Origin of the sequence: Duganella sp. BJB476, from assembly GCF_003416895.1 — a bacterium.
Lineage (GTDB): Bacteria > Pseudomonadota > Gammaproteobacteria > Burkholderiales > Burkholderiaceae_D > Rugamonas.
Genome location: NZ_QVIO01000009.1, coordinates 173,436 through 192,870, shown reverse-complemented (window position 1 = coordinate 192,870; position 19,435 = coordinate 173,436). Strand labels below are relative to the sequence as shown.

15 protein-coding genes are annotated in these 19,435 nt (G+C 58.5%); 5 read left to right on the top strand and 10 right to left on the bottom strand.

What is annotated here, in order from left to right:
- Window positions 1-27: 27 nt before the first annotated feature.
- Both D0T21_RS28215 and D0T21_RS28210 read right to left on the bottom strand, forming a co-directional pair.
- On the bottom strand, window positions 28-1,278 hold the full coding sequence (locus D0T21_RS28215; protein WP_116993110.1) for a M20/M25/M40 family metallo-hydrolase: 1,251 nt from the start codon (window positions 1,276-1,278) through the stop codon (window positions 28-30).
- Window positions 1,275-2,594: an allantoate amidohydrolase gene (locus tag D0T21_RS28210; RefSeq protein ID WP_116993283.1), complete on the bottom strand. Its 1,320-nt coding sequence runs from the start codon at window positions 2,592-2,594 to the stop codon at window positions 1,275-1,277. The genes D0T21_RS28215 and D0T21_RS28210 overlap by 4 nt, the downstream gene beginning before the upstream one ends.
- Window positions 2,595-2,754: 160 nt before the next feature.
- On the opposite strand from D0T21_RS28210, the gene D0T21_RS28205 reads away from it, so the two are divergent.
- A complete protein-coding gene (locus D0T21_RS28205) occupies window positions 2,755-3,621 on the top strand; it encodes a MurR/RpiR family transcriptional regulator (RefSeq protein WP_158568068.1) in 867 nt (288 codons plus the stop codon).
- Window positions 3,622-3,879: 258 nt separating this feature from the next.
- On the opposite strand, the gene D0T21_RS28200 is transcribed toward D0T21_RS28205, so the two are convergent.
- From D0T21_RS28200 to D0T21_RS28190, 3 genes are all read right to left on the bottom strand, one after another.
- Entirely contained in the window at window positions 3,880-4,332 is a 453-nt protein-coding gene (locus tag D0T21_RS28200; RefSeq protein ID WP_158568067.1) for a VirK family protein, read from the bottom strand.
- A gap of 302 nt (window positions 4,333-4,634) precedes the next feature.
- Window positions 4,635-5,072, bottom strand: coding sequence for a hypothetical protein (locus D0T21_RS28195; RefSeq protein ID WP_229211669.1), 438 nt, complete (start codon window positions 5,070-5,072; stop codon window positions 4,635-4,637).
- Window positions 5,073-5,089: 17 nt separating this feature from the next.
- Window positions 5,090-6,328, bottom strand: coding sequence for a hypothetical protein (locus D0T21_RS28190; RefSeq protein WP_116993106.1), 1,239 nt, complete (start codon window positions 6,326-6,328; stop codon window positions 5,090-5,092).
- 327 nt (window positions 6,329-6,655) lie between these two features.
- On the opposite strand from D0T21_RS28190, the gene D0T21_RS28185 reads away from it, so the two are divergent.
- Entirely contained in the window at window positions 6,656-8,320 is a 1,665-nt protein-coding gene (locus D0T21_RS28185) for a methyl-accepting chemotaxis protein (protein WP_116993105.1), read from the top strand.
- A gap of 59 nt (window positions 8,321-8,379) precedes the next feature.
- Here D0T21_RS28185 and D0T21_RS32785 read toward each other — a convergent pair whose 3' ends face one another.
- The gene (locus tag D0T21_RS32785; RefSeq protein WP_116993104.1) at window positions 8,380-10,023 is read right to left on the bottom strand and encodes a methyl-accepting chemotaxis protein; all 1,644 of its coding nucleotides are present in this window, start codon (window positions 10,021-10,023) and stop codon (window positions 8,380-8,382) included.
- Window positions 10,024-10,757: 734 nt separating this feature from the next.
- Window positions 10,758-12,344, bottom strand: a complete 1,587-nt coding sequence (locus tag D0T21_RS28175) for a glycoside hydrolase family 28 protein (RefSeq protein WP_116993103.1) — start codon at window positions 12,342-12,344, stop codon at window positions 10,758-10,760.
- A 235-nt stretch (window positions 12,345-12,579) separates the two neighbouring features.
- On the opposite strand from D0T21_RS28175, the gene D0T21_RS31890 reads away from it, so the two are divergent.
- The 3 genes from D0T21_RS31890 to D0T21_RS28165 all read left to right on the top strand — a co-directional run bounded on the left by D0T21_RS31890 (window position 12,580) and on the right by D0T21_RS28165 (window position 15,063).
- Window positions 12,580-12,786, top strand: coding sequence for a hypothetical protein (locus tag D0T21_RS31890; protein WP_147328192.1), 207 nt, complete (start codon window positions 12,580-12,582; stop codon window positions 12,784-12,786).
- Between the two features lie 89 nt (window positions 12,787-12,875).
- Window positions 12,876-13,316 carry an SgcJ/EcaC family oxidoreductase gene (locus tag D0T21_RS28170; protein ID WP_373886637.1) on the top strand — a complete coding sequence of 147 codons (441 nt, stop codon included), beginning with the start codon at window positions 12,876-12,878 and terminating at the stop codon, window positions 13,314-13,316.
- A 190-nt stretch (window positions 13,317-13,506) separates the two neighbouring features.
- Complete coding sequence (locus tag D0T21_RS28165; RefSeq protein ID WP_116993101.1) at window positions 13,507-15,063, top strand: methyl-accepting chemotaxis protein; 1,557 nt, start codon at window positions 13,507-13,509, stop codon at window positions 15,061-15,063.
- A gap of 266 nt (window positions 15,064-15,329) precedes the next feature.
- Here D0T21_RS28165 and D0T21_RS28160 read toward each other — a convergent pair whose 3' ends face one another.
- The 3 genes from D0T21_RS28160 to D0T21_RS28150 all read right to left on the bottom strand — a co-directional run bounded on the left by D0T21_RS28160 (window position 15,330) and on the right by D0T21_RS28150 (window position 19,159).
- The gene (locus D0T21_RS28160) at window positions 15,330-17,057 is read right to left on the bottom strand and encodes a methyl-accepting chemotaxis protein (protein ID WP_116993100.1); all 1,728 of its coding nucleotides are present in this window, start codon (window positions 17,055-17,057) and stop codon (window positions 15,330-15,332) included.
- A gap of 143 nt (window positions 17,058-17,200) precedes the next feature.
- Window positions 17,201-17,968 (bottom strand): ABC transporter substrate-binding protein, encoded by a 768-nt coding sequence (locus D0T21_RS28155; RefSeq protein ID WP_158568066.1) that lies wholly within the window; start codon window positions 17,966-17,968, stop codon window positions 17,201-17,203.
- 501 nt (window positions 17,969-18,469) lie between these two features.
- Complete coding sequence (locus D0T21_RS28150) at window positions 18,470-19,159, bottom strand: malonate decarboxylase holo-ACP synthase (RefSeq protein ID WP_229211668.1); 690 nt, start codon at window positions 19,157-19,159, stop codon at window positions 18,470-18,472.
- Window positions 19,160-19,435 lie beyond the last annotated feature (276 nt).

Sequence of the window (19,435 nt, the reverse complement as noted above, 5' to 3'; positions counted from 1 at the left end):
TGTACGCCACCGGACCGGGGCGACCGCTCATCGCGGCGCTTCGGCTTGCAGGAAATCGAGCAGGGTCATGGCGACGACCTTGGTGGCGCGCCGCAAATCCTCCAGCACCAGGTGCTCGTCGCCGCGCTTGGCGTTCGACTCCGGCACCGTGCGCGGGCCGGCGCCGTACAGCACGGCGGGTATGCCCTGCGCGCCGTACAGCCGGGCGTCGGCGTACAGCGGCGTGCCCACCGCCGGGATCGCCTCGCCGATGACGTCGAGCGCGTTCCGCTGCAGGCTGGCGAGCAGCGGTTCCACCGCCGGCAGCGGCCGCAGCGCCTGCGACAACAGCAGCCGCTTGATCTCGATCCGTATGCCCGGCACGCCGTCGACGGCGGCGGTGATCAGCGCGCGCAACCGCGCCTCGACCGCAACCGGATCCTCTTCGGGAATCATGCGGCGGTCGACCTTCATCACCACCTTGCCGGGGACGACGTTGGTGTTGGTGCCGCCGTCGATGCGGCCCACCAGCATGGTCGGCGAGGTGATGCCCGGCACTTGCGACCGGATGTCGCGCAGCACCGGCAACTGCGCATAGATGGCGTTGAGGATGCGCGTGGCCGCCTGCAGGGCATCATCACCGGTCTCCGGCATCGCGCCGTGGCCGGACTTGCCGTGCACGGTGATCTCCAACTGCAAACAGGCGTTGTGGGCGGTGACGATCTGGTAGCTGAAGCCGGCCGCGATGACGAAATCGGGATGGCTGAGCCCCTGTTCCAACAGCCAGCCGGGACCGAGCAATCCGCCGAACTCCTCGTCGTAGGTGAAGTGCAGCTCCACGCCGCCATGCAGCGCGACGCCCAGCGCCTCCAATGCGCGCACCGCGAACACATAGGTGGCGAAATCGCTTTTCGACACGGCGGCCGCGCGGCCGTACAGGCGGCCGTCCTCGATCACGCCGCCGTAGGGCGGACGGGTCCAGCTTTCGCCCGGCGGCACCACGTCGCCGTGGGCGGTGAGCGCCAGCGTCGGCCCCGGCGCGGCGTAGCGGCGGCGCACGATCAGGTTGGTGATAGTTTCCATGCCGTAGGCGCGGACCGCGTCTTCCGGCACCGCATGGCGCTCGACCGCCCAGCCCAGGTCGTCCAGCATCGCGGCCACCGCGTGCGCATGGGGTGCGTTGTTGCCGGGCGGCGTGTCGGTCGGGATGCGGATGACGTCTTGCAGGAAGGCCACCTGGGCATCGAAGTGGTCGTCGATCCAGCCGGCCAGGCGGGCCTGGAGTGGGGTGAGTGTCATGCTGGATATTCCTTGTGGTCGTTGGAGCCGGATGGCTGGAAGTGTTCGATGAAGTCGCTCGCCACGCGCGCGGCCAGCGCCGCGTCTTCGGCGGTCATGGTTTCCAGCGGGTTGTGGGAGATGCCGCCGTTGCCGCAGCGGACAAACAGCATCGCCATGTCGGTGCGGGCGGCGATCACCATGGCGTCGTGGCCGGCGCCGGACGGCAGCCGGCGTGCGGGCAGGCCGGCCCGCCGCAGCGCCGCGTCCAGTTGCCGGCACAGCGCGGGCGCGCACGGCACGCTGCGCGCCTCGTGCGTCTGGCGCACCTGCGTGGCGACGCCGCGCCGCGCGGCGATGCGGTCGATGGCGGCGAGGATGTCCGCCACCGCCGCTTCGCGCTGGCCATCCTGTTCGGCGCGCACGTCGATGGAGAACAGCGCGCGGCCGGGCACCACGTTGGCGGCGCCGCCCGGCACGTCGAACTGGCCGACCGTGCCCACCAGTCCCTCAACGCCGCCGCAGCGCTGCTCGATCACCAGCGCGATTTCCGCCGCCGCCATGGCGGCATCGCGGCGTCCTGCCATCGGTACGGTGCCAGCATGGCCGGCCACGCCGCTCACCTCCACCTGCATGCGCGTGGCGCCGGCGATGCCGGTGACGATGCCCAGCGCCAGGCCGGCGTCCAGCAGCACCGGGCCTTGTTCGATATGCACTTCCAGGAAGCCCAGCATCCGCGCCGGATCCATGGCGGCGGCGCCCAGGTCGGCGCAGCTGTAGCCCAGGCCGGCGGTGTCGATGGCCTGGCGCATGGTGACGCCGGCGGCGTCGGTGTGGTCGAGCACGCGCAAGTCGAAGGCGCCGGCGATCGCCCGGCTGCCCAGCAGCGTGGCCTTGAAGCGCACGCCCTCCTCTTCGGCGAAACCGATCACCTCGATCGCATGGGCGAAGCGCCGCCCCTGCGCATGCCAGCGGGCGACACAGGCGATCGGCAGCAGGATGCCCAGGATGCCGTCGTAGATGCCGCCGTTGGGGACGGTATCGAAATGCGAACCGGTCAACAGCGCCGGCGCGTCGGGCTCGATACCCTCGTAGCGGCCGATGACGTTGCCGACGACGTCGCGGCGCACGCTCATGCCGGCTTCGGCCATCCATGCGGCCAGCCGGGCCGCCGCCGAGTGATGCGCCGGCGTGAGAAAGCTGCGCGTCATCATGCCCGGCGCTTCGGTGTGGGCGGCCAGCGCCTGCGCGCGCGCCATGATGCCGGCGCCCAACTCATCCCATGAGAAGAGCGGGGCCGCTTCAGCAAATTCGTTACTTTTGGTGCAATCCGACATATTCATTGAAGGTCTCCGGTAATTTATTTTCTTTGTGATTTATCATTGAAAATTATTTTTCATTCAGAGTCAATCATTTCACGTGCATGCTGTTGAAATAGCGGCCCGATAGTCGCGTGACGTCCACACGCAGGGACTGGATGGCTTTAAAATGCCTGCCATGACAAAAGAAATTTCCTCCACCGCCAACCTGTCGACTTGGATACAGCAAAATCTGGACCACCTGCCGCAGGCGGAAAGGCGGCTGGCGATTGTCATCCTGGAAGCGCCGGGCCAACTGGCCAGTTACTCGGCGTCCGAAGTGACCCAGATGGCCGGTGTTTCGAATGCGACGATGACGCGGCTGGTGCAGCGCCTGGGCTATGAAAATTACGACCAGATGCGACGGCTGTCGCGACAGAACATGGAATGGGGATCGCCGCTGTACTTGCTGGACCGCAAGGGAACGGATGCTGAGGCGGCCGAGGCGCAAGGTCCGTTTGAACAACATGTTGCGGCCAGCGTGCAGAACATTCACGCCACTTTCGCCGGCATGTCGGCCGCCGAGATCGACGTCATCGGCGGCGCGATCGCCGAGGCGCGACAGGTGCGGGTGTTTGGCCAGCGCAACAATTACTTCTTCGCTGCCTATCTGCGCTGGCAATTTATCCAATTCCGCAACAATGTCTACCTGCTGCCGGTATCGGGCGAGACCATGGGCGAGTACCTGGTGGGCTTGCAGCCCGACGACCTGTTTATCGTGTTTGGACTACGCCGGCGCACGCCGGGGCTGGCGGCGCTGATCACGGCGGTCAGCCGGGCCGGCGTGCGGACCTTGCTGATCACCGACTCCGCCAACCGCAGCGACCTGGGGGCGACATGGGTGCTGAAGTGCGACACCACCAGCACCACGCCGCTGGACAACCATGCCGCCGTGATGGCGATGTGCCATGTGCTGGCGTCGCAAGTGATCGACAAGGCCGGCATCGCCGGGCGGCAGCGACTGATACGAATCGAGGAACTCCATACGGAACTGAAGGAGTTGTAGGGATTGGGTAATGGTGAAGTATCAGACGGAATGCATCGGCGCCTAGAATAAGGGCAAGGATGATTACCTGAATGAAAACAGAGGCTTGGCGATGGTGCGGCTCGCTTGTTAACAGACTTATCCACAGATTTTGGTGATAACCTATTCCGGTGCTTGTCGAGCAGATCCATGCCAATGGTCCTCGCTGTATAGCCGAGGTTACGAAAGCGCCGGCGCCGAATGATGCATGGGCCGGCCTGGCTTTCACTAGCAACAGTGCTAGCGCCGTCCGTCCGGTCCCTTGTCCTCAAAGAAATACACGCCCTGGTTCACGGCGCAGGTGTACGCCACGTTCGGAATCGTGCTGTATGACGGCAATGAGAAGGTACTCATGGTAAACGCGACGCCGCCGTCCGTCTTTACCTGATAGCGGAGAATCTGCATGATGGGCAGTCCCTTGCTGTCGATAGTTTCGTGATGATCGGCAAAAGATATTGTCCCGTTCGCCAAAATACGGAAAGCCTCGATTTTCAATCCGCCACGCGTGCTCGACGGCGCGGCGGAAACGTCATTGTTGGTGCATTTAGAAAAATCGAGCGTCACGGTCACGTTGGCGCCGCTCATCAACGCCCTCTCGAGATCATTGACCGTCGTCAGCGGCGTCGTCGGAGAGGCCAGCGCCAATTGAGTGGCGCAGCCGATAGCAATACCTGCAATTATTTTCTTAAACAATGATTTCTCCTGTCTGTGGTTAAAAGAACCCGCCATAACCGGCTATTTAGCGATGTCGCGGCTGTATTCGAAAACAAGACCATCGAACCAGCGGCCGCCAAGCGGTTAATCGGGCATCGAACAGCCCTTGCAGGGTAGCCGTGGCGGCACGGCAAATCTGCAAGGGTACCGAAGTGCACGCCGAAATTACGAAGGGAGTCACATGGCAGAGAAATTCGGGAGCGCCTACCGCAATCGGCTGGCGCCAAGACGTCGGGACTGAGCCGCCGCGGCGGCCGGTCCCGACCAGACCTTCATCGCTACTAAGGAGTCAGCACCACTTTGACGCTGGCGTCGACCGCGCTTTTATTGATGTAGCCGATGGCGTTGGGGTTGCCGGCCACTTGCTTCTTGACCTCGGCGCTATCGGCCACGGCCTTGGGTGGCTTGGCTTTTCCAGTGAAGATGAGCTGCGACCAATAGGCTTTGAGTTGGCTGGGATCCTTGCCGGTCACTCTGCTGTAGAACTCGGCACGCGCCGCTCCATCAGACTGATCCACCGCAGTGGCCGTATCGCCGTTGGGAAACGCGACCGACTTGGCCAGAAATATCTGGCTGACCTGGTCCGAGGTGAGGCTAGCCACACCGCTCTTGGCAGAGACCACCACCACCACCTCCGCGCTGGCGGCGGCACTGGCCAGCGCCACCACCATCCCCAAGGCTGTGGATAGAACCAGTTTTTCGATGTTATAAAAATGCATATGCCTGGATCCTTTTTTTAAAATACAAAGTCGACTGCGGCTGAGATCAGCCTGTAGCTGTCGCCCGGAATAAAGCCCGGTTGCAGGTTCTTCAACCCGCCGTTGGAATGGGCATCGTTCTTGGTGTGATCGACTTGCACCTTCAAAGCCATGTTGTCTTTGAAGTCCCAGCGCGCGCCCACCGACAAGGTGCTGTGAGACGAGGAAATGCCATTGCCCAGCAACGCATTAATGACCTGGGCACCGCCGAACGCCGCAACGCCGGGGTCGGCGCTGCCGATGCTGGTGTCGCTGTCTGTGCGGAAGCGGCCAAGCGTCACGTAGGGCTTGAAGTTGCCAAAGCGGTAGCCACCGCTGACATAGCCGCTGGTGTACATGGGCACCATGCTCTTGGAGCCGAACAGCTTGGTGATTTCGCTTTGCACAAACCAGTTGCCCGGATCGTAGGTATAGCCCAGCGCAATGTAACTGGTGCGCGAGCCGTTGGCATCGTAGGTCGTGGCCAGCGCGGTATCGCCCTGCGCGCGATAGGCGTCGAAGATACCGGCAAGTCCAGAGTTCTTCAGGGTCATGGTGGAAGTCATGAGCCCGATGCGCGCGCTCGATGCGCCATAGTCACCCTGCAGATTCAGGCCGGTGAAATTATGGAGTTTGAGCTTGGTGGCTTCTCCGCCCGCCGGGTTGCTGGCGATGTCCGTGCCAGTCGTTCCGAAGAGCGCCTGGGCCGTCAGTGCCGCGCCGCCGACGGTGAACTTGTAGCGCGTCTCAGCACCGTCATAATGCGACATGGCCGTGCGATAGACCACGCTCGGCGCACGTAGCCAAGGCACCGCGTAGCCAACCTTGAGGTAGTCCGATACCACGAACCAGGGAATAGCCATGCGCCCGGCGCGGAAATCGAGTGCCGGCGTGACTTGAAACTTCAGTTGGGCGAGTTCAATGTCTGGACGATATGAGCCGTCCGGGCGGTACTCGCTGACCACTTGCACCACGCCGGACAAGCGGTCGCTGAAGGTCCCGTCAACCTGCGCCCCAAGCCGCGACTCGCCGCTTGCGCTGGTAGCGCTGCTGTGACCCGCCCCTTTGGGGGTATCGACGATGCGCACGTAGTCGGCGGACTTCTCGCTCGAATTCGTCATGCCGATGGTGCCGAAGCCGCTGAAGGAGAACATCTTCTCTCCGGCGTCTTCCGCATGCGCGGCACCCACGCTGAATGTAGCGATGGCGATGCTAAGCGCCTTGTGTTTAAACCTCATGTTGATTCCTTTGATTTAAAAAAAGCTGCCGAACCGCGTCCGCACCGACTGCGCGGAGATCCACTGGCAACACTCAGCCCAGAGTAACTAAGATTTCCATTTGACAACATAGGGAAATCCTCAATCTCTGGTGGGAATATCCTGAACCGCCACACCACCTTGCGCAGCAGGCAGCTTGCCCAGTCCGTTTCCTACCAAGGAATCAGGCTTTCCCTACATAAATCTCGATATTCCCAAGTTACAATAAATATTTCCAAAATAAAATATACACCCCAGAAGTTGGCCCTAAGGTGCCGACCGTCTCCACTTACCCCATGAGGTTGTTTGATGAAAATGTTGCGTCGCGTACCCTTGCTTTGGAAAGTGCTGCTTCCCCCCATCATCGCAATGCTGTGTATGGCGGCATATCTGGGTACCAGCACCGTCGTGCTCAGACAAAACAACCAGCGACTCGCCAGTGTGCGCGATGTGCAATTTCCAGTACTCGACGCAACCACGGAAAACGTCGGTTCGCTGGACAAAATCATCAATGGCCTGAATGGGGCTGCGATATCTGGAGAGAAAGAGGAACTACAGGCGGCTGCCGCAATCGCCGTCACAGTCAGGGCCAACTACGCCAGGCTGCGCGCCATCGACGGCGAGCAAGCGGCAACCTTGCAGCGGCTGGCGAACGAGTTCGATGCCTACTATGCGAGCGCGTACGCGCTCGCCAAGGCGCTGACGGAACAGCGCGCACCCGACGAGCACGCAGTCAGCGCCATGTCGACACAGCTCGCCACTTACCGCAAGGACTTGTTGGGATTTCGGGAAGCCGCCAACCAGCGCTTTACTTCCACCATCGGCAGCGCGACCAACGACGCCGACAGCGCCATTGTCAGCGGCGCGGCGCTCGGCGGCATCAGCCTGGTGCTGACACTGGGCTTCGGCATCACGGTGGCGCGCGCTCTGCTGCTGCAATTGAAACATGCGGTGCGCGTGGCGCAGACCGTCGCGGCGGGCGACTTGAGCAGCCAGATCGCGGTCACCTCCGACGATGAGGCCGGGCAGTTGGCGCGTGCGCTAAAAGACATGAACGAGAGCCTGGCGCGCATTGTTGGAGGAGTACGCAGCGGCAGCGAGACGATCGCTACCGCTTCCAGCCAGATCGCCTCCGGCAATCATGAGCTGTCCGTCCGTACCGAGGAGCAAGCCGGCTCGCTGGAAGCGACGGCCTCCTCAATGGAAAAGCTGACCTCGACCGTCAATCAGAATGCCGACAACGCACACATGGCCAACCAATTGGCGCTGTCGGCCTCCGAAGTGGCGACCAAGGGCGGCGCCGTGGTCGCGCAGGTGGTCGACACCATGGGGGCCATCAATGACTCGGCCGGCAAGATCGTCGAGATTATCAGCGTGATCGAGGGGATCGCGTTCCAGACCAATATCCTCGCCCTGAATGCAGCCGTCGAGGCGGCGCGGGCCGGCGAACAAGGACGCGGCTTCGCGGTAGTGGCTTCCGAAGTAAGAAACCTGGCGCAGCGCTCCGCCGCCGCGGCGAAGGAAATCAAAATATTGATCGACAACTCCGCGCAGCAGGTCAAGATCGGCTCCCATCTGGTCGAGCAGGCCGGCAGTACGATGAATGAGATTGTAACGAGCGTCAGGCGGGTAACCGACATCATGAGCGACATCACGACAGCCAGCCGGGAACAGATCCATGGCATCGATCAGGTCAACCGAGCCATCGCGCACATGGACCAGGCCACGCAGCAAAACTCCGCCCTGGTCGAGGAAACCGCCGCCGCTGCCGAATCGATGCGGGAGCAGACCAGCCATCTTGCCCAGGTGGTCAGCGTGTTCAAGCTGCCAACGGCGTCAATCGCCACCGACGCGGGCAAGCTTGTCAAGATCAACACCGGCGCCAAGCGAAATGAAGCGGTACAGGCAGGCAGGGCAGGGCCGACGCTCAAGCTTGCATCCGTCAAGCGGCACGGCGGCGCTCGTTCGGAATAGGAGATGCGGGAAGCCGGCGCCCTCCCGCCGCCGGCCGGTATCTGTCCAGCGCGCGGGTGTCAAAACTGCGTTAACCGAGGCTGCATGAACGGCGCGCGCCCTCCGGCCTGAGTTGAGTGGCGATTTGTGCTCAGCGGCGCGACGATGATGTCATACGCGGCATCAATCTTGAAAACGCTGACCACGTGAGTCAGGTTTCCCGCCAGATCCTGCAGCGATTGAGAGGCCGCCGCGGCTTCTTCCACCAATGAGGCGTTTTGCTGGGTGCTCTGATCGATCTGAACGATCGTTTGATTGACTTGTTCAATCCCTGCCGTCTGTTCCAGACCGGCGGTGGTAATTTCGCTGATGATATCGGTGACGCGTTTTACGCTATCGACAATCTCACCCATGGTCGCTCCGGCCTGGCCCACCAGCTTGCTGCCGGCATCCACTTTCTCAACCGAATCGTCGATCAGGGTTTTAATTTCCTTGGCGGCTGCCGCCGAACGCTGGGCCAAGTTCCGCACTTCGGAAGCGACGACGGCAAAGCCCCGACCTTGCTCGCCGGCACGGGCGGCCTCCACTGCCGCATTGAGCGCGAGGATATTGGTCTGGAAAGCAATGCCTTCGATGACGCCAATGATGTCGACGATCTTTCTGGCCGATTCGTTGATGGAACCCATGGTGTCGACCACCTGGGTGACCACCGCGCCGCCTTTGACGGCGACTCTGGACGCGGATGCGGCCAAACTGCTTGCCTGACGTGCATTGTCGGAATTCTGCTTAACGGTAGTGATCAGTTCCTCCATTGAAGATGCGGCCTCTTCAAGTGAACTGGCTTGCTGCTCGGTACGCGACGACAGGTCTAGGTTGCCGCTGGCTATCTGACCGGAGGCGGCAGCTATCGTATCCGCGCCGGTACGTACCTCGGCAACGATCTTGACGAGGCTGAGGTTCATGTCTTTCAACGCGAGCAGCAACAGGCCGGTCTCGTCTTGCGTAGTGGCTTCGATGTGACTGCTCAAATCTCCGGCTGCAACTGTATGCGCGATGTCTACCGCTTTGCGCAGGGGAATAACAATGGATCGCGTAATCCAAATCGCCACGGCGCTTCCCAGTACGACGGCCAAAGCGGCAAGGCATAGCAGCGTCACGCGCGTGTTCTGATAGGTGACCTCGGCTTGGTGCCCGCTAATGGTGACCGCTTCAGTCTGGTGCCGAATCAAGCTCTTGACGGCGTCATAATACGCACGCTGATCCTTGTTCACGGTGGCTAGCAGCAAGGCCTTGGCTTCCTCTTTTTTCCCGGCGAGCGCTAGCGTCATGAATTCTTGTTGCGAGACCCCATATTGCGATCTGGCTTCAAGGACATTTTTTAACAGGGCCTTGCCCTCATCTGACTTGACCAGCATCTCAAGCTTGGAAATAGTGCTGCTATTTTCCTTTTTATTACTGAGGATAATTTGATGCTCTTTCTCCACTGCCGTTGCATCGTCCCACTGCAGCATGTTGCGCATGGCGTGCGCATTGCGATTCACAATATCCAAGACCTCATACGCGTACGCCGCCTTGGGATATTTGTCGTTAACGATTTTATCAGTGCCCTCATTTAATTTTTGCAGGCCTGAGATCGCAAACAACGTACTCGTCGCCAATAGCGCCAGCATCAGACCAAAAGCCCAGCCCAGCCGGGTTCCGATTTTCAAATTTCCGATACTCATACTTCATTCCTTTTTTGATTTCGGTAATATCAACAGACACTCAGGCTCCGCGCCGCTGCTCTTTCGATTAGCCTGATGTCTTTCAAAGACACGAACATGATCACAACGATCAGGATCGGCATGTACTGCATCGGCGCATCCATGCGAACGAGTTACTGCGTATGGCTGGGCTGATTTGAGTGGGAAAGGGATAGTGCGCAGAACCGGGGCGTATGTGTACCGTTTCAAACTAACGGCGGCTTGGCGTGGTAGCTGCTGACGCAAACGTCACTCGAGGTTTGAGCCCGGTCTTCGGGCGCAGAGTAAGCGCAAGCGGGGAGACTCGCGAACGTAGTCCGTGCTGGCATGCGTATGTGCGGGCGTAATAATATTATTTTCCATAGTGCGACCTACGTGGCATTTTTCATGATTTAATTAATTTCCTACAGGAATTAACGATATCACATAGGTAAAATTCTACATATCCGCCAAATGCCCATATTGCGGTAGGGAGATTCTTACATTGCGGCAGATCATGGCAGGCGCGCTTGGGCGACCCTCGCCCATATCGCGGGAATGGGTGAGGTGTCGACCAAGGCCAATAGGCGTTTGGATACAAACGAGATGACGATGCCGTCTGGGATGGGATCAGGAACCAGGTGTCGACGGGCGCATACCTGGATATATTCGTGCGTGAACCCGATAACGGCGACTGCCGTTATCGGGTTCGCAGGATACTGTTTGGAGTGCCGCCGTCAGATCGGCGACGTACGCAAAACAGATTTCAATGGTACGAACGCGGTGCTGCAATCTCTGGCGGTGCCTGGACCGGTGCCGCTGCCAGTGATCGTCACTTTGCTGGCGGAAGCTGCCACTATGGACGAAGCGAAACTGACCGGCCCAGCGCCCAGCGTAAACTGCGTGGCGTAGGGATCAAGCGATATTCCGTTGTGGCCGGTAGTGTAGGTCGGCTGGGTGGCGTCGAAAACCACATTGTCCAACGTGATAGCCAGCAGATTGTTTTGCCCATTCAGCGCGTAGCCGGCGAAGGTCAGCGTACCGCCTTTATACTTGACGCTACCCAGATGATGGAAATCGCGGACCGCGATGCCTGTGAAGCTCGGAAACAACGATCCCTTTGAGGCGCTATAGAACGAATCGAAGGTGAGCGGGTGGCTGATATTGCGCGTGCAGATGCCGCTGTAGCTGACATTGGAGACCTTGCCGCCTACGGAGGAGTCCGATTTGATGCGCAGGCCACCACTGGTGCCGCTGTCGAAGCCGTCGATCGACAAGTCGGTGACCGCGATGTCGCTCACGCCCGCATTGGTTTCACTGCCGATCGAGAGCCCATGACCGTAATAGAAGTGGTTATGCGCGTAGCTGTGATTATGGGCGCCCGGACTTGAGCTCGACTTGATCGCGACATGATCGTCGCCCACGCTGATATACGAATACGCGAGCAACACTTTGCTGGAGTAGCCGGTGTCGAAGCCGTCGGTGTTGATCGCCGTGTCCGGCGTGAAGCAGGTGGCCGGCGTGACGACATCGGGCGTCGTCCCCGCGGGGCACTGATAACCGCTCTTGGTGTAGACCAGGCTGGGCGTCAGCACCTTGATGCCCCAAGCCGTCAGCCCGGTCACGCCATAACCCCAGACGTGGAAGTTGGGCGAGTTCTGCAGTGTAATGCCATGCAGGGTGAAGTCCGTGCCGTTCTGAATTTGCAGGATGCGGAAGGTTTGCGGCGTCAGGCCGGCGGAGCGCGACTGGTAAGCCACGTCCCACCAGCTGCGCGCGTTGGCATTGGTTCCGCTGGTGACCAGACTACCGCCGCGTCCGTCGATAATGCCGCCGCCGACGACGCCGCTGTTGGCCGTTTTATCGGCCAGAATGAACGGCTTGCAGGTCCGTCCGCCGGTTTTTCCGGCGGTGCCACAGGTGCCGGAGCCGGTATCGTAGTCCGTGGGATTGCGCGAAGCGAACAGCGTCACTCCGGCGTCAACCCACAGCGTCACGCCCGACTTGAGCTTCAATGGTCCGCTGAGAAACCCGGACTCTCCGGCGGATCCTACAACCAGCTTCACCGCCTGCCCGATCGGGCAGGCGTCTATCGCGGCTTGGATACGAACCGTATCCGGCTGCGAGCGGGATGGATCGTTATCCAGGGTGTCGAGCGATGCGTTCACCGGGATGAGTCGCGCCGGCAGCGGCTGGCCGCAGATGGCCGCGGGGTAGGCCGGTTCGGCGATTTGGCCCCATTGCGTATTGACGGCGGCATCGGAGGCATAGGTATTCGCTGATCCCGCGACGGCCAGGGCGATTAAAATTTTGTTTGGTTTCATTAATGATGCTCCGTGTAAGGGTACTTTACGATATGCATGAAGTCTTGCAGAGTGGTTTCCTGTCCAACCTGGCCACTTTCGCTTCCGACTCAATGCTATGTTTGGCCGAACTCACCAGAATATGAGCTTTGACAGGTTCATCCACCGGGAGTGTCGGAAGACCGCAGGATATATCAGCCATTTCATGCCGAAGGGCGCGGCCTTCGTTTGTGGCGATCGAACTTCGCATCAATAAATGGTGCTCGAACGTGCGCTCTTGCCGGACGGCGCTCCCGCGCCAGCCGCTGCTGGTGATCGTATTGCAGGTCTTGCTGTCGCTAAAAAATTTGATCAGACGCCGGCTTCACCACGCCTGCCTTTTTTCAAAGCAGCGCAGACGCGCCGGCCATTTCCCTTACAAGAATTTCAGGACTTCCTTACGATCACCTACCAGCTTTCCTGATGGCGCAGCGAGGCATTAACGACAATACTTCGCGTCTCCCAACCCGCTTGACCAATCCATTACGAAGGAATTAGATGCGCTATTTGAGTATGCTCCCGCTGGCTTGCTTTATTCTGGTAACGAATACCTACGCGGCGACGACCGAAACCTGCCACCCTGCTTCGGAAAAGGAAATCTCCGCTCTGTTCGATCGCTGGAACGCCTCGCTGCAGACCGGCGACCCGGACAAGGTCGTGGCCAATTACGCCAAGAAGTCTGTCCTGCTGGCGACTGTGTCGAACAAGCCGCGTCTGACCCCGGAAGAAAAGAAAGACTATTTCGAGCATTTCCTTGAAGGGAAACCGGTCGGAACGATCGACAGCAGCCATATCGAGGTCAAATGCAACAGCGCGGTTGACGCCGGCCTGTACACGTTTAAATTCGCAAATGGCAAGGAAGTGAAGGCCCGTTACAGCTTCACTTACAAATGGTTCGGCCAGGAGTGGCTGATCACCAGCCACCACTCGTCCGCCATGCCTGAAAAGCACTGATCACCGAGCTTCGGTGACGAAAAAAGCCCGACCTGAACCTGTCAGATCGGGCTTTCTTATTTAGGCACATAGCGCGCCTCGCAATGTAAAAAATCACACGCGATCCCGGGCCGCTGGTTCCTACCTTCGTGTGAACCTCATTGCTACCGACAATATATGCTCGGCCGTATTGAACGGATTTTAGATAAAAATGAATATATTCAATAATTTTGGCATCGGCAAACGACTGGGACTTGGGTTGGCTATGATCCTGGCAATATTCATGTGCGTTACCAGTATCGGTATCTGGCATCTCCACGCGGTAGCCAAAGCAACGCGCGATATGATGGAGTTGCCGCTGGCTAAGGAGCGACTGATTTCCGACTGGTATGGCAACTTAAGCACATCCTTGGCCAGAGCCACAGCGATCGCGAAAAGCAGCGATCCATCGTTGGCCGCCTATTTTACTGAGGAGATGGCGGCGTCCTCCAAGAGTTCATCCGAATTTCAAAACAGACTAGCGGCGCTGCCCAAGGGCGAGGCCGAATCCAGGCTATTTCAGCAGATTTCCGAACAGCGCAAGGTTTATCTGTCTTCCCGAACCGAGCTGTCCAGACTGAAGAGTGCCGGAAAACTGGAAGAGAGCCAGCGTATTTTCACGCAAGTACTCGTACCCGCTACCGCAAGATACAAAAATCTCATGCAAGATTTTTTGAAATTACAGCGCACTACGATTGATGCGATGGCAGATGAAATCGACTCGGCGGCGCGCTCCGCCACGATACTGATCGTGGTGCTGATGTTGCTGGCGCTGATGTTTAGCGTCGTCTTCGTCTGGTGGCTGGCGAAAAGTATTACTCGTCCGCTCGGCGAAGCGGTCACCGTGGCCCACCGTGTTGCCGATGGCGATTTGACCGCCGACATCGCCGTACATTCCCGCGATGAGTCGGGCCAGCTGATGGCTGCGCTGAAGAATATGAACGGCGGCTTAAGCAATATCGTCTCGCAAGTACGCAGCGGCGCGGACGCGATCGTTACCGCGTCCGGCCAGATCGCCAGCGGCAACCTCGACCTCTCCATCCGAACGGAAGGGCAGGCCTGTGCACTAGAAGAAACTGCTGCCGCGATGGTGGAACTGACCTCGACCGTGAGAGAGAACGCCGATCGGGCGCGGCAAGCCAACCAGCTGGCGCTGTCCGCTTCCGACGCGGCGGACGAAGGGGGAGTGGTGATGTTCAAGGTGTTCGATACGATGAACTCGATTAACCAATCGTCCAAGACCATCGCGGACATCATCGGTGTCATTGACGGGATTGCCTTCCAAACCAATATCCTGGCTTTAAACGCAGCAGTGGAAGCTGCCCGTGCGGGAGAGCAAGGCAGGGGCTTCGCCGTCGTCGCCAGCGAGGTTCGCAACCTAGCGCAGCGCTCTGCCGGGGCAGCTAAGGAGATCAAGTCATTGATCGGCGCCTCTGCACAGCAGGTTGATGCCGGCACGCAGCTGGTTGAGCAGGCAAGAACAGCGATGCAAGTCATTGTTGCAAGCATTAACAACGTGACTGTCGCGATGAATGAAATCGCAGCGACCAGTCAAGAGCAGGCCTCCAGCCTTGAGCAAATCAATCAAGCTGTTACTCAGATGGATGGAGCAATTCAGCAAAATGCCGCGTTGGTGGAGGAGGCCACCGCTGCGTCACAATCCTTGCGAGATCAGGCCAGCGGTCTGGCGCAAGTCGTCAATGAGTTCAGGCTAGCAGAAACGTGTTAGTGATAGCGCCTCTAACCAAGGTAAGTTGATGCTGGACGCTTGCGTCATCCAGGTGCTGTCCGACTCCGTGATAAAATCCGCTGTGCCGGTTCCCCTCGGTCGTTGCGGCGCTGAACAAGTCAACGGCACGTGATAACGTCGTCGTCGTCAACGGCTGGATGCGTATCGATCTGGCAGGCGCCCACGCCCGAGGGACACATTCTCAAAAATTTACGCCATCCCCCTGTTCTCCACCGGACTCAAGTCTCACACCACGACAACCGGCATTAGAATTCTTCCCAATCACTACCTGTGGAGGCGGACGAATTCGTTACCTGTTTCAACGGCTTCACGCTCTTCGTCGGCAGGCTGGCCTTGCGAGACGAGGTCGGATTCGGAACAGCGTTAATCCCTGGGCCGGTCGCCTGCCACGGTGCGACGACCACTGCGTGCATAGAGTTGAGCTTAAATACGCTGACCACTTGCGCCAAGCCGCCGGCTTGGTCTTGTAGCGATCCAGCGGCGGCGGCGGCCTCTTCCACCAGCGCAGCATTTTTCTGGGTGACTTGATCCATCTGGGTGATGGCCTGATTGATTTGCTCAATGCCGGAGGTCTGCTCCTGACTGGCCGATGTGATTTCCTCCATGATGTCTGTCACGCTTTTGATACTTTCGACGATGGCCTGCATGGTCGACCCGGCCTGGTCGACCAGCTTGGTACCGATATCGACCTTGTCTACCGAATCTCCAATCAAGGTCTTGATTTCCTTGGCGGCGCTGGCCGAACGTTGAGCCAGGTTGCGGACCTCGCTGGCGACGACGGCAAACCCGCGCCCTTGTTCCCCGGCGCGGGCCGCTTCCACCGCCGCATTCAGTGCCAGGATATTGGTCTGAAACGCGATGCCGTCAATCACCCCGATGATATCGACGATTTTCTTGGACGATGCGTTGATCGACTCCATGGTACCAACCACTTGCGACACAACCGCTCCTCCCTTGATCGCGACTTCGGATGCCGATATCGCCAACTGGTTGGCTTGGCGCGCATTATCGGCATTCTGCTTGACGGTCGAGGTCATTTCTTCCATCGAGGATGCGGTTTCCTCCAGCGAACTGGCCTGCTGCTCGGTGCGGGAGGATAGCTCAAGGTTGCCCGCTACAATCTGACTAGACGCGGTGGCGATCGTGTCAGTGCCGGTGCGCACCTGGCCAACGATATTGACCAGACTGGCGTTCATCTCTTTGAGCGCTTGCAACAACAGACCGGTCTCGTCGCTAGTTTCAACGTTGACCTGATGGGTCAAATCACCTGAAGCGACAATCTGCGCCACGCGCACCGCTTGCTCGATCGGACGGGTAATGCCACGAGCAATTAGCCATGCGACAAATGCGCCAAGTGCTGTGGCGAAGATGCTGAGCGTTATCATCAGGGTGCGTGCGCTGGAATATGCCTTTTCCGCATCAGAGATGGACTCTTGATTCATCTTGTCTTCCAAGTCGGCCAGTTCGGAAACGCTATTAAACCAGGCCCTCTGCATCGGGCGAAGGTTGACGAACAGGAGCTTGGTAGCCTCTTCACTTTTGTTGGCCAGTCCTAGTTCGGCGATTCGCATCAATACAGGCATCGCGGCGCGCTCTTCAACCTTGATTTTTGCAAACAACGCCTTTTCCTGGTTCGAAGTGGTAGGTGAATTCGCGAACATTTTTCCCAACTTATCCTCCGCTTCCGCATACAGCGCATTTTGCATCTTGACGCGGCCCATTTCGGGCTGCATCTCTGCCTCGTCTGTGAGCAATATCAGATTGCGGATTGCGGTGGCGCGGTCGCTAATCGTCGTTCGCATCGCTATCGCAAGACGTCCCTCGACATCGTTGATATTGACGATTTCGTCCATATTGTCCTTGAGGGCAGCCAGACGGCTGATCCCGAGTCCCGCGATGAACAATAACAGCAGCAGGACGATGGCGAAGCCCGCACCCAGACGAGTGCCGATTTTCAGATTTCCAATATTCATTTTTCTTTCTCCAATTTCCGTGTTCAGTTGGCTTACGTCATCGTTTCATAAATTCAAACCTCATGCCTCATACTCGCCCAGCGCAGACAGGCTGGGGCAAGTGCTTTGGTGCGCTCTGCATTCCCTCTGTACAATCCACTACGCTAGTTCCACTTTTTATACAGACGGTCAAGTTCACCATTTTGATCTAGCAGTACTAGCGCGTATCGGATATGGTTGACAATTTCCGGGGCTAAATGCCTTCCGACTACGAAATGGAATGTGGTGTGCAGCATGGACACTGGCAGGACTCGTATTTTCCGGACGACCCCCGCCCGTTCCAGGATATGGACCAACCCTGGACCTCGATGAAAATATAGGCGAGCGCGGCCCGCGACCAATTTATTCAAGTTCTGTTTGGTATCGGTGGTATTGGCGTCGACCTGAATCCCTCCCACTTCTGCCAAAATGGCGCTGGCACCGAATCCGCGATTGACTAATACGATAGGCTTGGGAATAAATTCACGGAGATTGTCCCAATTACTGATTCGAATCGGATCATCGGCCCTAGCCAAGAGCATGAAGTCGACCGGATAAAGCGCTGGCTCCAGGAAAAGAAATTTGTTGTTACGCGCTTCCGTATATTGCATCGCGCAGGCTGCGTCTTGTTGGCCGGCAGTCAGTTCCGCAGATATCCTGGTTAGCGGCATCCAGTGTTGATCACCGATAAATTTCAAGGTCGGATCCACGTGTTCGATTGCACGCATGATATCGATACATAAACCAATGATGCTGCCGTCGTCCATTTGTATGAATTTTGGATCCGTTCCTAACTGAGCAGCGACGCGAATTTTTGTGAGGCAACAGCCTTGGCCTGAACATAGAAACATACCCAATACGACCGGGGTCACGTATTTCAGGAGCTTCGACATGCATAGCCGCATGATAAGTATCCGTTTACATAACGGTGGGCATCGCCGTAAAACAGTAGTCCGTGTTGAGCCCCCCATTAAATTGAACACTTTGATTGCAGCAGAAATGCTGTCCAATTTGGCCTCCTTAAATTGTAGGGCAATGGATTGCCGCATTTCGCGCATTACAAGGTCCTATGAATCAATATGCCGCCGAACCGATCTGGCCGAAAACGGTGACGTTTTAACAGGCGGTCACTACTCGCTTGCTGTCAGTCGCGGCACACGCTTGGACCGCAATATCACTAAAAAATGTGGAAGTAAACGTTCCGGGCAATCAAAGTGGCCGTTGTAATCACCGTGCTGTCGATGCACAAACAGTTAGATGCCCCAGCGGTACCACCATAGCGGCTGTGTGGAGCGGCAGCGACCTGGTGCGGCTAGACCTCACGTCGTCGTGTTTCGACAGTTGCTGCGGCATGTAGGCGCGCGCGGCATCCCGACTAGGAATAGGTACGATGGTTATGGTTGGCGCGCCTCACCTGATGTCCTTCGCATATGCAAACGCCATGGATCACTGGTCAGCAGAGGACCAGAGTCAGTTTTGAGCAAGATCTGTCGACAGTCGGCTCTCCATTCCATCAATGCGAATGCGCCATGGCCCGTGTCAATTTGGATATCAAGCCGGCATCCCGCGGACCGGTTCATCGCCCTTAGCGCGTCGGCTATCTCAACGGAAAGTGGCGCCGCTGCGCGGACGACCAGATCCAGGTCGCTATCAGGACGTAGCACCGGTAAGCCGCTGGCCAATTCGAAGCCGACGCCTCCGGTTGGTCCCCAAACTAAACCCATGGCATCAAGCTGAGGAGCAAGGACTTGTAAGGTCCGCAATGCCGCGAACTCACGGTGAAATGCCATCAACCCGCAAGCCATCGCGCGCGCCAGCATCTCGGGCTTGACGCTGCGTATGACAGACTTTCTGGCCAGATAGGTCTGGTGACGTTCATTGCGGGCCTGGCCGCGTATCCCGACGGGAATCGGGGCCGTGCCAGGGGCCGATTCGCGACGGACGACAACCGGCGCACAAGTGAGCCAATCGGCATCAATCCAATGGGGAAGTGGTGCCATGACGGTCAGGTCGCGCGGGTCAGCTGCCCAAAGTAAGTCGTGCGCGGTATAACCGTAACCGTTTTCTCTCGTATTCATGCCCATGTGACTGCTCCCAGATCTAGCTCTTGAATCTCGCGTGTGCCGCCCCGCCGACCTAACCTAGACAAACCAAGGTTGTAGAACTGGATTTGCCGGGCATCGAAGCACTCATTTAGACCGGTCCGAGGTTGGGTTGGCGACACTATGGCAGGCGACGCCGGTAGACCATTCATTATTGCGACCGGGAAATGATCATCTTGATGACAAGATAGGGAACGGTGGCTGGCCCATCAATCAAGCCGGAAAGTCGATCATTACTGTCACGTTAAATGATCTTGA

Coding starts and splice junctions, on each gene's coding strand:
- D0T21_RS28195 (WP_229211669.1), bottom strand. CDS start 5,072: ATGCATTTTTATAACATCGAAAAACTGGTTCTATCCACAGCCTTGGGG.
- D0T21_RS28190 (WP_116993106.1), bottom strand. CDS start 6,328: ATGAGGTTTAAACACAAGGCGCTTAGCATCGCCATCGCTACATTCAGC.
- D0T21_RS32785 (WP_116993104.1), bottom strand. CDS start 10,023: ATGAGTATCGGAAATTTGAAAATCGGAACCCGGCTGGGCTGGGCTTTT.
- D0T21_RS28150 (WP_229211668.1), bottom strand. CDS start 19,159: ATGGGCATGAATACGAGAGAAAACGGTTACGGTTATACCGCGCACGAC.
- D0T21_RS31890 (WP_147328192.1), top strand. CDS start 12,580: ATGGTGCTCGAACGTGCGCTCTTGCCGGACGGCGCTCCCGCGCCAGCC.
- D0T21_RS28215 (WP_116993110.1), bottom strand. CDS start 1,278: ATGACACTCACCCCACTCCAGGCCCGCCTGGCCGGCTGGATCGACGAC.
- D0T21_RS28155 (WP_158568066.1), bottom strand. CDS start 17,968: ATGTCGAAGCTCCTGAAATACGTGACCCCGGTCGTATTGGGTATGTTT.
- D0T21_RS28165 (WP_116993101.1), top strand. CDS start 13,507: ATGAATATATTCAATAATTTTGGCATCGGCAAACGACTGGGACTTGGG.
- D0T21_RS28170 (WP_373886637.1), top strand. CDS start 12,876: ATGCTCCCGCTGGCTTGCTTTATTCTGGTAACGAATACCTACGCGGCG.
- D0T21_RS28205 (WP_158568068.1), top strand. CDS start 2,755: ATGACAAAAGAAATTTCCTCCACCGCCAACCTGTCGACTTGGATACAG.
- D0T21_RS28160 (WP_116993100.1), bottom strand. CDS start 17,057: ATGAATATTGGAAATCTGAAAATCGGCACTCGTCTGGGTGCGGGCTTC.
- D0T21_RS28175 (WP_116993103.1), bottom strand. CDS start 12,344: ATGAAACCAAACAAAATTTTAATCGCCCTGGCCGTCGCGGGATCAGCG.
- D0T21_RS28210 (WP_116993283.1), bottom strand. CDS start 2,594: ATGTCGGATTGCACCAAAAGTAACGAATTTGCTGAAGCGGCCCCGCTC.
- D0T21_RS28185 (WP_116993105.1), top strand. CDS start 6,656: ATGAAAATGTTGCGTCGCGTACCCTTGCTTTGGAAAGTGCTGCTTCCC.